The organism is Burkholderia sp. MS455 (assembly GCF_016899445.1).
GTDB lineage: Bacteria > Pseudomonadota > Gammaproteobacteria > Burkholderiales > Burkholderiaceae > Burkholderia > Burkholderia pyrrocinia_C.
Window position 1 is genome coordinate 140,943 of record NZ_CP041777.1, and the last position, 15,991, is coordinate 156,933.

The window sequence follows — 15,991 nt, forward strand, 5'->3', positions numbered from 1 at the left end:
TCGTGAACGGATCAGCCGCGAACGGGCGTTGAAGCTGCTGCCGGCATCGAAGCCGGCACCGCGACGGCGGCAGGCGTCGACGCAGCCGCGCCGGGCGCTGCCGCTGCGCCGGTTGCCGGGCCCGTTTGCACCGCCGGCGCGGCCGACACGATCTTCACGGCCTCGCCGGCGGCAATCGAATCGCCCGGGTTGTCGATCACGCGATCGCTCGCGGCGAGCCCCGACACGATCTCGACGCGCGTGCCGAAATCGCGCCCGATCTGCACGGTCTTCAGCGCGGTGGTGCCGTTCGCGGCAACGGTCGCGACCGTCACGCCGTTCGGCCGGAACAGCAGCGCGCTGACGGGCAGCTCGAACGCCGGGGCCGCGCTCGGCACGAGCAGGTGCGCCTGCGCATACGCGCCGGGCATCAGCGCGCCGTCGCCGTTGTCGACGTCGATCTCGACGCGCAGCGTGCGCGTGACCGGATCGATCGCGCCCGCGCTGCGCGCGACGCGCGCGGCGAAGCGCCGCCCCGGATATTGCTGCGTGGTCAGGTAGACGGCGGTCCCGGTCGTCACGCCTGCCGCGCTGTCCTGCGGCACGTCGACGAACACGCGCAGCGTGCCGGTCTGTTCGAGATGGAACAGTTCGCCGGACAGGCCGGGGCTGCCCGGCGTGCCGCCCGCGGTGACGAGCGTGCCGACGTCGACGTTGCGCGCGGTGATCACGCCGTCGAACGGCGCCGCGACCGATTCGTACGACACCAGCTCGGTCAGGTGCGCGACGTTCGCCTGCGCGGAGGCCAGCATCGCGCGCTTCGCGTTCATGTCGGCGACCTTCGTGTCGGTGTCCTGCTGTGACACCGATTGCGTCTTCAGCATGTCCTGCCAGCGCTGCGCGGTCGATTTCGCGTAGTCGTAGTTCGCCTGCGCGGTCGCCGCGTCGGCGCGCGCCTGCCGCAACTGCGCGTCGAGGTCGGGTGCCGTGATCTGCGCGAGCGTTTGCCCGGCTTTCACGTGTGCGCCGATGTCGGTGCTCCAGTGCGCGATATAGCCGCTCGTGCGCGCATAGATCGATGCTTCCGCGTACGGCATCACCGAGCCCGGCAGCGTCAGCGTCTGGTCGGTGGGCGCCGCGCCCGGCAGGATCACCGACACCGGCAGTGCCTGCTGCGCGGCGACCTGTACGCGCTGCGCTGCGCGCGCGTCGATGCGCGGCACGATGCCGGCGGCCAGCAGCGCGGCGGCCGCCGCGATCGCGACGAGCGGGACGGCCAGCTTGCGGCCGCGGCGGGGCGGCGAGGTGTCGGGCGCCGTGTCGCGCGCAGTTGACGGTGCCGTGTCCGCTTCGGCGGCCGGCGGCGGGGCGAGAGGTTCGATCGAATCGTTCATGATGGGTTCTGGGTCGGGCAAGTCGAAGGGAGTCGAGGTGAAGTCGCGATCAGCGCAATGCCGGGGTTTCCTGCGCGCGGCGTGCGGCGGCCGCATCGCGGCGCCGGGCGAGCCATGCATGGATGAAGCCGAACACGACGGGCACGAACAGCAGCGTCGACAGCGTGCCGAACGCCAGCCCGCCGATTACCGCGCGGCCGAGCGGCGCGTTCTGTTCGCCGCCGTCGCCGAGGCCCAGCGCCATCGGCAGCATGCCGATCAGCATCGCGAGCGCGGTCATCACGACCGGGCGGAAGCGGCTGAAACCCGCATCGAGCGCGGCCTGCCACGGCGGCGCGCCGTCCGCCATCAGCTCACGTGCCGCGTTGACGACGAGGATGCTGTTCGCGGTCGCGATGCCGATGCACAGGATCGTGCCGGTCAGCGCGGGCACCGACAGTGTCGTGCGCGTGACGAACAGCATCCATGCGATGCCGGCGAGCGACGCGGGCAGGCCGCCGACGATCGCGAGCGGGTCGAGCCACGACTGGAAGTTGACGACCATCAGCAGGTAGACGAGCGAGACCGCCAGCGCGAGGCCGCCGAGCAGCCCGGCAAACGACTCGTGCATCGCCTGCACCTGGCCGCGCAGCACGATCGACGAACCGGGCGGCAACTGCGCGCGCGCGTCGTCGACGAGCTTCGTCACGTCGGCCGTGACGCCGCCGAGATCGCGCCCCTGCACCGACGCGAAGATGTCGAGCACCGGCTGCACGTTGTAGTGCGAGACGACCGCCTGCTGCGTCGCGCGCGAGAAGCTGCCGAGCGAGCCGAGCAGGTTCTGCGCGGGCGCGCCGGCCGCCGGGCCGCCGGCCGGCGTCTGCGGCGAACGTGCGGTGCCCGCGGGCAGCGGCACATTCGCGAGTGCCTGCAGCGAATCGACCGAATACTGCGGCGTCTGCACCAGCAGCGGATAGCTGACGCCGTTGCGCGGGTCGAGCCAGAAGTTCGGCGTCGTCTGCGAGCTGCCGGACAGCGCGATCAGCAGGTTCTGCGCGACGTCGCGCTGTTCGAGGCCGGCCTGGATCGCCTTCGTGCGGTCCACGTTCACGTTGATGGCCGGCTCGTCGCCGGGCTGCTGGATGCGCGCGTCGACGAGGCCGCGCACGCCGCGCAGCTTCGCGAGCAGCGCGTTCGCGACCGCGCGGTTCTGGTCGAGCTTGTTGCCGACGATCTGAATGTCGATCGGCGCGGGCAGCCCGAAGTTGAGGATCTGGCTGACGATGTCGGCCGGCAGGAACGCGAACGTCACGCCGGGGAACGACTGCGCGAGCAGGTTGCGCAGCTTCGCGACGTAGGCGGCGGTCGGCGCGTGGTTCGGCTTCAGCGTGATCATCACGTCGGCATCCTCGGTGCCGATCGGGTCGGACGAGTCGTACGTGAGGTTGATGCCGCTCACCGGCACGCCGATGTTGTCGAGCACGCTCGCGATGTCGTTCGCGGGAATCACGTCGTGGATGCGCGCTTCCACTTCGTCGGTCAGGCGCGCGGTTTCCTCGATCCGCGTGCCGGTCGGCGCGCGCAGGTGCAGGCGGATCTCGCCGGTGTCGACCGACGGGAAGAAATCCTGCCCGGCGAACGCGAACAGCGCGGTCGATGCGACGCATGCGAGCAGGAATGCGGCCGCGAAGCGGCGGCGGCGCGCGATCGCCGCCGACAGCAGCGCTCGATAGCGCAGCCGGACCGCCTCGAAGCGATGTTCGAACGCGGCCTGGAAGCGTGCGATCCGAGCGAACACGCCGCGCGGCGGCCGGCCTTGCCCCTTCGCGCGCATCAGCGCCATCGCGAGCGTCGGCACCAGCGTGCGCGAGAAGAAATACGACGCGACCATCGCGAAGATCACCGCCTCGGCCATCGGCACGAACAGGTAGCGCGCGACGCCCGTGAGCAGGAACATCGGCACGAACACGATGCAGATCGACAGCGTCGACACGAAGGTCGGCACCGCGATCTCGCCTGCGCCGGTCAGGATCGCGTCTTCGAGCGGCGCGCCGCGTTCGAGGTGATGCGTGATGTTCTCGATCGCGACGGTGGCATCGTCGACGAGAATCCCGACCGCGAGCGCGAGCCCGCCGAGCGTCATGATGTTGATCGTCTGGCCGAGCGCGGCGAGCGCAAGCAGCGACGTGAGCACCGCGAGCGGAATCGATACCGCGATGATCAGCGTCGCGCGCCAGCTGCCGAGGAACAGCAGGATCATCAGCGCGGTGAGGCACGCGGCGATCAGCGCCTCGCGCACGACGCCCTGGATCGCCGCTTTCACGAACACCGACTGATCGCCGAGCGCGGAGATGTGCAGCGCCTTCGGCAGGCCGGCCGCGATCTTCGGCAGCATCGTCTTGACCTGGTCGATGATCGTCAGCGTCGACGCGCTGCCGGTTTTCTCGACGGTCAGCAGCGCCGCGCGCTTGCCGTCGGCGCGCACGATGTTGGTCTGCGGCGCGTAGCCGTCGCGAACGTGCGCGACGTCGCGCACATAGACGACGCTGCCGCCGATCGTCTTCACCGGCAGGTTGTTCAGCGCGGCGACCGTCTGCGTGCTGCCGTTCATCTGCACGTTGTATTCGCGCGTGCCGATTTTCGCGGTGCCGCCGGGCAGGATCAGGTTCTGCGCGTTGATCGCGTTCACGACGTCGATCGGTGCGAGCCCCTTCGCCTGCAGCGCGCGCGTATCGAGATCGACGACGATCTGGCGGATCTTGCCGCCGAACGGCAGCGGCACGGCCGCGCCCTGCACGGTCGCGAGCTGCGTGCGGATGAAGCTGTTGCCGAGGTCGTAGAGCTGCTGCTCGGCGAGCGTGTCGCTCGACAGCCCGAGCTGCAGGATCGGCACCGTCGACGCGTTGTACGTGATGATGTTCGGCGGCAGCGTGCCGGGCGGCAGGATCCGCAGGATCGACGCCGAATTGCTCGCGGCTTCCGCGATCGCGCGATTGATGTCCGCGCCGGGGTGGAAGAAGATCTTCACGACCGACACGCCGTTCAGCGACTGCGACTCGATGTGCTCGATGTCGTCGACGTCGGACGTGAGCGCGCGCTCGTAGTTCGACGTGATGCGCTTGGCCATGTCCTCGGCGGAGAAGCCGTTGTACGACCAGACGATGCTGACGACCGGGATGTCGATGTTCGGAAAGATGTCGGTCGGCGTGCGCAGGAGCGCGAGCGGTCCCGCGATGAAGATCAGCAGCGCGAGCACGACGAACGTATAGGGCCTGCGTAACGCCAGCCGGACGATCCACATGATGTTTTCCTCGAAGCAGGGCAGGGGTGCCGCATTCGATGCGACGAGCATGCAGTCTGACGATGCCGCATTGACCCGACCCTGACTCGAAGATTACGAAGCTGTTATCTGCGTGCCGCGCCGCAGATTTCGAAATTGTCATCCGGCGGTCAGCGTCGCGCCGGCCGCGATCACCAGAATGAACGTGTCAGGCGGCGAAAACGCATCCGCGGTCCCGCCGGCGGCGCATCGACGATGCGTCCTCATCGAACCGTTCTCGGGAGTTTCATCATGAATCGCAGACTGATCGCAGCCGCCGCGCTGCTCGCACTCGCAATCGGCACGCCGGTCGCCGCTTTCGCACAGACGTCGTCGTCGGGCCTGACGCGCGCCGACGTGATCGCCGATCTGGTCCAGGCGCAGCGCGACGGCACCGTGCCTACGTCGAACTGGGACTATCCGCCGAGCACGCGGACGATCGCGCGCAATCGCGAGCTTTACGCAATCGCGCACGGCGAGCCGGGCGTCGCGACCGCGTCGGCGTCCGTGCCGACCGTCAGCGCGCAGTAAGCCGGGAGTCGGGTGATGAAGTTCCTTTCCCGACTGGCGATCGCCGCGCTGCTCGCGGCGGCGATCGCGCCGGCGTTTGCGCGCGGGCAGCCGCAACTGTCCGATGACGACGGCGGGCGCGCCAGCGTGCTGCGCGGGTTGAATCCGACGCGGGCGCATGCCGCCGGCGTCGCGTCGAATTCGAGCGGCGAGACCGACAGGAAGGCGGTGGCCCGCCGGAACTGAGTCTCGTCGAGCGCCGCGGCGATGGCCGTCCTGGTTCCCGGTTTCGGGGGCGGCGCGTCGTCCGCTGCCGCTCCAGGCGCCCCCGCGCGCTTAGGTGTTTATACGTATGCCGATTCCGATATCGCTTCAATCCAAGATTTCATTGGAAGGTTATCGGACTTGTTCCTAGACTGATCCGGGGCATGCATACCGGGCCGGGCCGGCCGGACACGCTGCCCGGCACAGCCCTGAACCGCGCGCGCCACGCAGAAACAGAACAGCGCCGCGGCATACAACGACATCATCGGAGACGGACCATGACATTCATCAGGAAGCTGGCGGCCGGTGCGATCGTCGCCGCGGCGACGGTACTCGCGCCCGGCGCGTTCGCGCAGCAAAAACCGATCACGCTCGGGTTCTCGCAGGTCGGCGCGGAAAGCGCGTGGCGCACCGCGAACACGGTGTCGGTGAAGGGCGCGGCAAAGGACGCCGGCATCAACCTGAAATTCTCGGACGCGCAGCAGAAGCAGGAGAACCAGATCCGCGCGATCCGCTCGTTCATCGCGCAGAAGGTCGACGTGATCGCGTTCTCGCCGGTCGTCGAATCGGGCTGGGAGCCCGTGCTGACCGAAGCGAAGGCCGCGCATATCCCGGTGATCCTGACCGACCGCGCGGTCGACGTGAAGGATCCGTCGCTGTACGTGACGATGATCGGCTCGGACTTCCTTGAGGAAGGGCGGCGCGCGGGCCACTGGATGGAAGAGCGCTACAAGAACGACGCGGGCCCGATCAACATCGTCGAGCTGCAGGGCACGGTCGGCTCGGCGCCGGCCAACGATCGTCGCGCCGGGCTGCTCGAAGTGATCAAAAGCAATCCGAAATTCAAGGTGATCGCGTCGCAGAGCGGCGACTTCACGCTCGCCGGCGGCAAGCAGGTGATGGAAGCGTTCGCGAAGACCTACGGCAAGCAGATCAACGTCGTCTACGCGCACAACGATGACATGGCGCTCGGCGCGATCCAGGCGATGGAAGAGGCCGGGATCAAGCCCGGCAAGGACGTGAGCGTCGTGTCGTTCGATGCGACGAAGGGCGGCTTCCAGGCGATGATCGCCGGCAAGATCAACGTCGACGTCGAATGCAGCCCGCTGCTCGGCCCGCAGCTGATGAGCGCGGTGAAGGACGTCGTCGCCGGCAAGCCGCTGCCCAAGCGAATCGTGACGAACGAGACGGTGTTCCCGATGAGCGTCGCGGCGCAGGTGCTGCCGACCCGCAAATATTGATGTCCGTGCGGGCGGCGGCGTGGCACGCCGTCGTCCGGCAACCGCTCCGAGGGAGGGTTCATGACGCATCCGCCGGTGGTCGAGATGACCGGCATCGACAAGGCGTTTCCGGGCGTCAGCGCGCTGCAGCGCGTGAGTTTCCGGCTGTTTCCGGGCGAGATCCACGCACTGATGGGCCAGAACGGCGCGGGCAAGTCGACGCTGATCAACGTGCTCACCGGCGTGCATGCGCACGACGCGGGCGAGATTCGCGTCGGCGGCGAGCCGGTGCGCTTCGCCGCGCCGCGCGAGGCCGAGGCGGCCGGGATCCAGACGCTGTATCAGGAAGTGAACCTGTGCGCGAACCTGTCGGTCGCCGAGAACATCTTCGCGGGCCGGCAGCCGATGCGGCGCGGCGCGATCGACTGGAACACGATCCATGTACGGGCGCGCGCCGCGCTGGCCGAACTCGACCTGTCGCTCGACGTCACGCGCTCGCTCGACGCGTATCCGATCGCGGTGCAGCAGATGGTCGCGATCGCGCGTGCCGTGTCGGTCGATGCGCGCGTGCTGATACTCGACGAGCCGACGTCGAGCCTCGACGACGGCGAGGTCGCGCGGCTGTTCGACGTGCTGCGCCGGCTGAAGGCGTCGGGCATCGCGATCCTGTTCGTCACGCATTTCCTCGAGCAGACCTATGCGGTGTCCGACCGGATCACCGTGATGCGCAACGGCGAGCGCGAAGGCGAGTACCTGGCGCGCGACCTGCCGGTCGACGTGCTGGTCGCGAAGATGACCGGCCGCGAACGAATGTCCGACACGCTGCAGGCGGGCGCCGCCGCGGTCGAGCGCGCGGCCGGCACGGCCGCGCCGTTCCTGTCGATGCGGCAAGTCGGCCGGCGCGGGATGATGAGCCCGCTCGATCTCGACGTACGGCCCGGCGAAATCGTCGGGCTGGCCGGGCTGCTCGGCTCGGGGCGCACCGAAACCGCGCAGCTCGCGTTCGCCGCGGAGCGCACCGACACCGGCGCGATCGAGATCGACGGCGCGCGCAAGCGGCTTGCGTCGCCGCATGATGCGGTCCGGCACGGGATCGCGTATTGCCCGGAAGACCGCAAGAAGGAGGGCATCGTCGCCGCGCTGTCGATCCGCGAGAACATCATCCTCGCGCTGCAGGCGCGGCGCGGCTGGTGGCGGCTGATCGGACGCGCGCGCCAGCGCGAGATCGCCGAGTCGTACATCGCGCGGCTCGGCATCAAGGCGCGCGACGCGGAGCAGCCGATCGGGCTGCTGTCGGGCGGCAACCAGCAGAAGGTGCTGCTCGCGCGCTGGCTCGCGACGGACCCGAAGCTGCTGATTCTCGACGAGCCGACGCGCGGCATCGACGTCGCCGCGAAGTTCGACATCATGGAGCGCGTGCTCGCGCTGTGCGCGACCGGGCTCGCGATCCTGTTCATCTCGTCGGAGATCGGCGAGGTCGTGCGCGTGAGCCACCGGATCGCGGTGCTGCGCGACCGGCGCAAGGTCGCCGAACTGACCGGCGCCGACGCGTCGGAGGAGCAGGTTTACCGGCTGATCGCGGGAGACCAGTCATGATGCGTGTGCGCACGCTGTTTCGTCATCCGCTTGCGTGGCCGGTGCTGACGCTTGCGCTGCTGTTCGCGCTCGACGTTGCGCATCGTCCGGGCTTCCTGTCGATCGCGCTGCTCGACGGCCACCTGTTCGGCGCGCCGATCGACATCCTGAACCGGGCGGCGCCGCTCGTGATCGTGTCGCTCGGCATGACGCTCGTGATCGCGACGCGCGGGATCGACATCTCCGTCGGCGCGATCGTCGCGATTGCCGGCGCGGCCGCGGCGATCGTGCTCGAAGCCGATCCGTCGCGGGTCGGCACGGCGCTGGCCGCCGCGCTCGGCGTCGGGCTGCTCGCGGGCGCGTGGAACGGCCTGCTCGTCGCGTTCGTCGGGATGCAGCCGATCATCGCGACGCTGATCCTGATGGTGGCCGGCCGCGGCATCGCGCAACTGCTGACGGGCGGCCAGATCATTCCGATCGGCGCGCCCGGCTACCTCGCGCTCGGCGGCGGTTATCTGGCGACCGTGCCATGTTCGGTGTGGATCGCGCTCGCGACGATCGCCGCGACCGCGCTGCTGGTGAACCGCACGGCGCTCGGGCTGTTCATCCGCGCGATCGGCGTGAACCCGGTTGCGACGCGGCTCGTCGGGCTGCGCTCGGGCGCGGTCGTGTTCGGCGTGTACCTGTGCTCCGGCGTGATGTCGGCGGTCGCGGGCATCCTCGCGAGTTCCAACGTGCGCAGCGCCGACGGCAACAACGCGGGGCTGCTGCTCGAACTCGACGCGATCCTCGCGGTGACGCTCGGCGGCACGTCGCTGCTCGGCGGCCGCTTCAGCCTCGCCGGCTCGGTGCTCGGCGCGCTGATCATCCAGACGCTGACCTACACGACCTATTCGATCGGCGTGCCGCCGGAGGCGACGCTGGTCGTCAAGGCGGTCGTCGTGATCGTCGTGACGCTGATCCAGTCGGACGCGGCGCGCGCGCTCGTGGTCCGGCACGCGTCGCGGCTGCTGCCTTCCGCGCGTTCGCGCGCCACCTCTGGAGCCACGCCCCGATGACCCGATTCCTTGGCCGGCTCGCCGACCCGCGCACGCTGCCGATCGTCGTGACGATCGTGCTGTTCGCCGCGCTGTTCGGCTTCGGATCCGTAATGTACACGGGATTCTTCTCGATGCAGGTGCTGACCGGCCTGCTCGTCGACAACGCGTTCCTGCTGATCGTCGCGATCGGCATGACGTTCGTGATCGTGTCGGGCGGCATCGACCTGTCGGTCGGTTCGGTCGTTGCGCTGACAACGATCTTCTGCGCGGTCGGCGCCGAGCGGCTGCACTGGCCCGTATGGGTGATCGTGCCGCTGGTGCTCGCGTTCGGCGCGCTGTACGGCGCGGCAATGGGTGCGCTGATCCACTATTTCCGGCTGCAGCCGTTCATCGTCACGCTGGCCGGGATGTTTCTCGCGCGCGGCGCGTGCTTCCTGATCACGACGCAGTCGATCACGATCAACGAGCCGACGTTTCATGCGATCGCGGGCATCAGCGTGCCGGTCGGCGGCGGCACGCTGAGCGCGGGCGCGCTGATCGCGCTCGCGACGCTGGCCGTCGCGATCTACGTTGCGCATTTCACGCGTTTCGGCCGCAATGTATATGCGATCGGCGGCAACGAGCGTTCGGCGCTGCTGATGGGGCTGCCGGTCGCGCGTACGAAGATCGGCGTCTATGCGCTGAGCGGGCTGTGTTCGTCACTCGGCGGCGTGGTGTTCACGCTCTACGTGCTGTCGGGCTACGGGCTGCAGGCGCAGGGGATGGAGCTCGACGCGATCGCCGCGACGGTGATCGGCGGCACGCTGCTCACGGGCGGCGTGGGTTACGTGATCGGCTCGGTGTTCGGCGTCGGCATCCTCGGCACGATCCAGGTGCTGATCACGTTCGACGGCACGTTGAGTTCGTGGTGGACGCGGATCGTGATCGGCGCGCTGCTGTGCGTGTTCTGTGTGCTGCAGCGGGTTATCGAGCGGCACGCAACGCGGCGGCGCACGGGCGGAACGGGACTCGGCGCGCAGCAGCCGAAGCGCGACTCCGCGCACGCGCGGCCGGCCGAGCCCGGAGAGGACGCGGCGCTGGTGTCGATGATGCGGCGCGTGTAGTGCGTGTCGTGGAGCGCACGGCGCGCGCCGTGCGGTGACGGGCAACGGGGTAGCGGCACGCGCGACGTGGTTGATGCCTGGCCGCCGGTGCTTGTTGTCGAAGGCGGCCGGCGCGCGCGTTACGCGCGAACGGCTACCCGGTACAGAGTGGTCTGACGATAGACGGCGCCCGGATGAAGGATGACGTCGTCGTGCAGGTCGGCCATGTTGACCTGGTCCGGAAAACCGCCGGCTTCGACGCACAGCGCGGCGTGTTGCGCGCACCGCGTGCCGCCCCTCACGCGCACGCCGTCCAGATAGTTGCCGGTATAAAGCTGGAGGCCGCGCTGATCGGTCGACACGACCAGCTCGCGGCCGCTTTCGGGATCGTAGATGCCGGCGACGGGCCTGACCGCGCGCGCGCCGTCGCGCAGCACGAAGCAGTGATCGAAGCCGCGCGCCCTTGCAAGCTGCGCATGCGGCCAGTCGAGGCGCGCGCCGAGTGGCGCGCTGTGCCGGAAATCGAAAGCCGTGCCGGTCACGTCGGCGGTGCCGGTCGGGATCAGCGCGTCGTCGACCTCGAGGAACGCGTCGGCGTCGATGCTCAGCACGTGGCCGCGCACGTCGCTGCCCGCGCGGCCGATGAGGTTGAAATAGCTGTGATTCGTGAGGTTGAGCGGCGTGGGCGCGTCGGTGACGCCGGTGTAGTCGATCGTCAGCGTGCCGTCGTCGTCGAGCGCGTAGCGAACCTGCACGCTCACGTTGCCCGGAAAACCCGCGTCGCCTTCCGGTGAATCGAGTCGCAGCGTCAGCCCGCCGCAGTCGTCGACGACTTCCCAGCGCTGGCGGTGAAAGCCGCTCGCGCCGCCGTGCAGCAGATTGCCGTTCTCGTTGCGATCGAGCAGGTAGTCGACGCCGTCGAGCGTGAAGCGCGCGCCGGCGATCCGGTTCGCCCAGCGGCCGACCGTCGCGCCGAGGTAGGCGCCCGATTCGACATATTCCGCGGGCGTGTCGTGCGCGAGCACGATATCGGCGAAGCGTCCGGTGCGATCGGGCGCGAGCCACGACACGACGGTCGCGCCGAGGTCGCTGACGACGACGCGCATGCCATGCGTGTTGCGCAGCGTATAGCGTCGCACCGTGTCGCCGTCGGGCAGCGTGCCCCACGGCTCGGAAGGCACGCGTGCGACGCCGGGCGTCAGATGGGGGGAATCGGTATCGATGTGCATAGGATGATTCGATGTGAACGGCGGGCTTCAGTGCGCGGCGATCGCGCGTTCCTGGTATTCGCGCGGCGTGCAGCCCAGCTCGCGCCGGAACACCGCGTACATGTACTGGAGCGACGTGAACCCGCAGCGGATCGCGACCTCGGCGCTCGACGCCTGCCTGCCGGCGAGCAGCGCCTGCGCCGCTTCGAGCTTGTGGCGCAGGATTTCCTGGTGCACGGTGCGCTGCAGTTCGCGCCGGAAGTGCTCTTCGAGCAGCGAGCGCGACACACCGACGTAGTCGGCGACCTGCTCGGTCTTGATGCCCTGGCACGCGTACTGGCGAATGAAGTGGCGGGCGCGCATCACGTGCGGGCTCGCGAGCGGCTCGTGGCGCGTCGAATCGAGCACGTTGATCCCGACGGGCGGCACGAGAATCCGCCGGTCGGGAAAACGCGCGCCGCCCAGCATCTGGTGCAGCAGATGCGCGGCCGTGCGGCCCATTTCCTCGGTGCCCTGGATGACCGACGACAGTGGAATCCGCGTGAGCGTGCGCGTGAGCGGATCGTTGTCGATGCCGATGATCGCGACCTGTTCCGGCACCGCGAGGCCGGCGATCAGGCACGCCTGCAGCAGGTGCCGCGCGCGCGCGTCGGTCACCGCGATCACGCCGACGGGTTTCGGCAGTGCGTGCAGCCAGCCGATCAGCTGCTCGATCGCGTGGTTCCAGCCCGACGCGCTGGTCGACAGCCCGCGGTAGATCGGCGCGTCGACGCCGTCCGCGCGCGCGAGGCCGTCGAACGCGAGCTCGCGCTGCTGCGCCCAGCGGTTCTGCTGCGCGACGGGCAGGCTGTACATCGCGAAGTGCGGCAGCCCGGCGCCGATCAGGTGCGTGTATGCGAGCGACACGAGCTTCGCGTTGTCGGTCGCGATATACGGCACGCCGTCCGGATACTGCGCCGGATCCTCGTACGACGAGCCGAGCGCGACGATCGGCAGCGGCGAGCCGGCAAGCGCGTCGGCGACGGCCGGATCGTCGAAATCCGCGATGATGCCGTCGCCGTCGAAGCGCTCGATGCCGGCGAGCCGGCAGCGGAAATCGTCTTCGAGGAACAGGTCCCATACCACGCGCGTCGAGCGCAGGTACTGGCCGATGCCGCTGATGATCTCGCGGTCGTAGACCTTGTTGGCGTTGAACAGCAGCGCGATGCGGTGCGGCGTCTGGGTGGAAGGGGCGCGGTTCATCTCGGTCTCGAAGCGCGCGCCGTGCGGGGCGTCGCGCCGTTGTCTCCGGGCGCGCGGGCAACGCCGCGCGGCTGTCTGATCTGTCTGGTGTCCGGCGATTGTAGGACGGAATGCGTGCCGTGCGCAGCGCGCTGGCAAGAAACGTTAAGCGTGCTGCGCAATTTCGCAATTGCGGGCGAGGGGGCGCGCGGGCACGATCCAGCCAGATCGAATTCGGCCCGCACGCCGTCGCGATGCGCGCCGCACTGCAACAAGAAACCGGACGGAGACGCCATGTCGTATTTCGAACATATTCCCGCGATTCGCTACGAAGGTCCGCAGTCGGACAACCCGCTTGCATACCGGTATTACGACCGCACGAAGCTGGTGCTCGGCAAGACGCTCGAGGAGCACTTGCGGATCGCGGTGTGCTACTGGCACACGTTCGTGTGGCCAGGCCACGACATCTTCGGCCAGGGCGCGTTCCGGCGGCCGTGGCAGCAGCCGGGCGACCCGCTCGAACGGGCGCGCCAGAAGGCGGATGCGGCGTTCGAGTTCTTCACGAAGCTTGGCACGCCGTTCTATACGTTCCACGACACCGACGTGTCGCCGGAGGGCGACAGCCTGCACGCGTACGTCGAGAACTTCGCGCGGATGACCGACTACCTGGGCGAGCGTCAGCAGGCGACGGGCGTCCGGCTGCTGTGGGGCACCGCGAACCTGTTCTCGCATCCGCGCTTCGCGGCGGGCGCGGCGACCAACCCGAACCCCGACGTGTTCGCGTGGGCGGCCACCCAGGTGCGCCATGCGCTCGACGCGACGCATCGGCTCGGCGGCGAGAACTACGTGCTGTGGGGCGGCCGTGAAGGGTACGAGACGCTGCTCAATACCGATCTCGTGCGCGAGCGCGAGCAGTTCGCCCGCTTCCTGTCGATGGTCGTCGAGCACAAGCACCGGATTGGCTTCAAAGGAGCGCTGCTGATCGAGCCCAAGCCGCAGGAGCCGACGAAGCACCAGTACGACTACGATGTCGCGACGGTGCACGGTTTCCTCACGCAATACGGATTGCAGAATGAAATCCGCGTGAATATCGAGGCAAACCATGCGACGCTCGCCGGCCATTCGTTCCATCACGAGATCGCGAACGCATTTGCGCTCGGCGTGTTCGGCAGCGTCGACGCGAATCGCGGCGATCCGCAGAACGGCTGGGACACCGACCAGTTCCCGAACAGCGTCGAGGAGCTGACGCTCGCGTTCTACGAGATCCTGCGCCACGGCGGCTTTACCACCGGCGGCATGAACTTCGACGCGAAGGTGCGGCGCCAGAGCGTCGATCCGGAAGACCTGTTCTACGGCCATGTCGGCGCGATCGACGTGCTCGCGCTCGCGCTCGAGCGCGCGGCCGTGCTGGTCGGCAACGACCGGCTCGACGCGCTGCGCCGGCAGCGCTACGCGCAGTGGGACAGCGCGTTCGGCCGCGAGATCCTGTCGGGCGGCTACACGCTGGAGTCGCTCGCCGCCGACGCGCTCGCGCGCGGCGTGAACCCGCGGCATGCGAGCGGCGCGCAGGAACGGCTCGAGAACATCGTGAACCAGGCGATCTACGGGCTGCGCTGACGTCATGTACATCGGACTCGATCTTGGCACGTCGGGCGTGAAGGCCGTGCTGCTCGACCGCGACGGTGCGGTGCGGGCCAGCGCGAGCCGGCCGCTGTCGGTGAGCCGGCCGCGGCCGCGCTGGTCCGAACAGGCGCCGCTCGACTGGTGGGATGGGGCATGCGGCGCGCTGGCGGCGCTCGTCGCCGACGCGCGTGCGGCCGGCATCGATCCGCACGACATCGGCGCGCTTGGCCTGACCGGGCAGATGCATGGCGCGACGCTGCTCGATGCGCACGGCGACGTGCTGCGCCCCGCGATCCTGTGGAACGACGGCCGCGCGGATGCCGAATGCGCGGAGCTCGAGCGGCTCGCGCCCGCGCTGCGCGCCGTCGCCGGCAATCTCGCGATGCCGGGCTTCACCGCGCCGAAGCTGCTGTGGGTGCGCCGGCACGAGCCGGACGTGTTCGCGCGGATCGCGCACGTTCTGCTGCCGAAGGATTATCTGCGCTACCGGCTGACCGGCGTGTTCGCGACCGATCCGTCGGATGCCGCCGGCACGCTGTGGCTCGATGTCGCCAAGCGCGATTACGACGACACGCTGCTCGCCGCGTGCGGGCTGTCGCGCGACCAGATGCCCGCCGTGTTCGAGGGCAACCGCATCACCGGCACGCTGCTGCCGGCCGTCGCGCGCACGCTGGGGCTGCGCGAGATCCCGGTCGTCGCGGGCGGCGGCGACAACGCGGCCGGCGCGGTGGGCGTCGGCATCGTGCGGCCCGGCGATGCGCTGCTGTCGCTCGGAACGTCGGGCGTTTATTTCGCGGTATCGGACGGGTTCCGCGCGAATCCCGAATCGGCGGTCCACAGCTTCTGTCATGCATTGCCGCATACCTGGCACCTGATGTCGGTGATGCTGAATGCGGCCGGCTGCATCGATTTCACCGCGCAGCTGGCCGGCTACGACGGCGTTGCCGCGCTGCTCGCCGACGCCGAGACGAACGCGCGCACGGACCGCCCGTGGTTCCTGCCTTATCTGAGCGGCGAGCGCACGCCGCACAACGACGTGAATGCGAAGGGCGTGTTCTACGGGCTGACGCCCGACTCGCAGCGCGCGGATCTCGCGAACGCGACGCTCGAGGGCGTCGGCTTCGCGCTGCTCGACGGGATCGACGCGCTGCATGCGGCTGGGCTCGCGCCCGACGGCATCACGGTGATCGGCGGCGGCTCGCGAAGCGCGTATTGGACGCAGATGCTCGCCGACCTGAGCGGCCGCGCGCTGACGTTGCGCGCGGGCGGCGAAGTCGGCCCGGCGCTCGGCGCCGCGCGGCTCGCGCATCTCGCGCTCGAACCGGATGCGCCGCTCGACGCGGTGTGCCCGCAGCCGCCGGTGGTGGCCGTGCGCGAGCCCGACATGGCGCGCCACGCGTGGTATCGCGACGCGCGGCGGCCGACGTTTCGCGCGCTGTATCGCGCGCTCGAACCGGTGTTTTCGGCAGGCGCGGGTCATACCGCATAACGTCGCGCCGTGTAGTGGCCAGACAAAGGGCAGCGTGCTTCGGCGGCCGCCCGGCGTTCGTGGGGTTGTCCAATAAAGAGAGGAGTTG

12 protein-coding genes are annotated in these 15,991 nt (G+C 69.2%); 8 read left to right on the top strand and 4 right to left on the bottom strand.

Going from position 1 to position 15,991, the window contains the following annotated elements:
• Positions 1-11 precede the first annotated feature (11 nt).
• A complete protein-coding gene (locus FPJ27_RS00625) occupies positions 12-1,373 on the bottom strand; it encodes an efflux RND transporter periplasmic adaptor subunit (protein ID WP_204421042.1) in 1,362 nt (453 codons plus the stop codon).
• A gap of 49 nt (positions 1,374-1,422) precedes the next feature.
• Complete coding sequence (locus FPJ27_RS00630; protein ID WP_204421043.1) at positions 1,423-4,653, bottom strand: efflux RND transporter permease subunit; 3,231 nt, start codon at positions 4,651-4,653, stop codon at positions 1,423-1,425.
• Between the two features lie 270 nt (positions 4,654-4,923).
• On the opposite strand from FPJ27_RS00630, the gene FPJ27_RS00635 reads away from it, so the two are divergent.
• The 6 genes from FPJ27_RS00635 to yjfF all read left to right on the top strand — a co-directional run bounded on the left by FPJ27_RS00635 (position 4,924) and on the right by yjfF (position 10,383).
• Entirely contained in the window at positions 4,924-5,202 is a 279-nt protein-coding gene (locus FPJ27_RS00635; protein WP_072440532.1) for a DUF4148 domain-containing protein, read from the top strand.
• 15 nt (positions 5,203-5,217) lie between these two features.
• Positions 5,218-5,427 (top strand): hypothetical protein, encoded by a 210-nt coding sequence (locus tag FPJ27_RS00640; RefSeq protein ID WP_204421264.1) that lies wholly within the window; start codon positions 5,218-5,220, stop codon positions 5,425-5,427.
• A gap of 296 nt (positions 5,428-5,723) precedes the next feature.
• Positions 5,724-6,686, top strand: coding sequence for an ABC transporter substrate-binding protein (locus FPJ27_RS00645; RefSeq protein WP_034182440.1), 963 nt, complete (start codon positions 5,724-5,726; stop codon positions 6,684-6,686).
• Positions 6,687-6,746: 60 nt separating this feature from the next.
• Positions 6,747-8,261 (top strand): sugar ABC transporter ATP-binding protein, encoded by a 1,515-nt coding sequence (locus FPJ27_RS00650; RefSeq protein ID WP_204421044.1) that lies wholly within the window; start codon positions 6,747-6,749, stop codon positions 8,259-8,261.
• A complete protein-coding gene (locus FPJ27_RS00655) occupies positions 8,258-9,298 on the top strand; it encodes an ABC transporter permease (RefSeq protein WP_105393297.1) in 1,041 nt (346 codons plus the stop codon). Before FPJ27_RS00650 ends, FPJ27_RS00655 begins: the two co-directional genes overlap by 4 nt.
• On the top strand, positions 9,295-10,383 hold the full coding sequence (gene yjfF, locus FPJ27_RS00660; RefSeq protein ID WP_204421045.1) for a galactofuranose ABC transporter, permease protein YjfF: 1,089 nt from the start codon (positions 9,295-9,297) through the stop codon (positions 10,381-10,383). Before FPJ27_RS00655 ends, yjfF begins: the two co-directional genes overlap by 4 nt.
• Positions 10,384-10,502: 119 nt before the next feature.
• Here the strand turns inward: yjfF and FPJ27_RS00665 are convergent, their stop codons facing one another.
• Positions 10,503-11,591, bottom strand: coding sequence for an aldose epimerase family protein (locus FPJ27_RS00665; RefSeq protein WP_204421046.1), 1,089 nt, complete (start codon positions 11,589-11,591; stop codon positions 10,503-10,505).
• Between the two features lie 27 nt (positions 11,592-11,618).
• Positions 11,619-12,812, bottom strand: coding sequence for a DNA-binding transcriptional regulator (locus FPJ27_RS00670; RefSeq protein WP_204421047.1), 1,194 nt, complete (start codon positions 12,810-12,812; stop codon positions 11,619-11,621).
• A 273-nt stretch (positions 12,813-13,085) separates the two neighbouring features.
• On the opposite strand from FPJ27_RS00670, the gene xylA reads away from it, so the two are divergent.
• Positions 13,086-14,408: a xylose isomerase gene (xylA, locus tag FPJ27_RS00675; RefSeq protein WP_204421048.1), complete on the top strand. Its 1,323-nt coding sequence runs from the start codon at positions 13,086-13,088 to the stop codon at positions 14,406-14,408.
• Positions 14,409-14,412: 4 nt separating this feature from the next.
• Positions 14,413-15,903, top strand: coding sequence for a xylulokinase (xylB, locus tag FPJ27_RS00680; protein ID WP_204421049.1), 1,491 nt, complete (start codon positions 14,413-14,415; stop codon positions 15,901-15,903).
• The last annotated feature ends 88 nt before the right edge of the window (positions 15,904-15,991 follow it).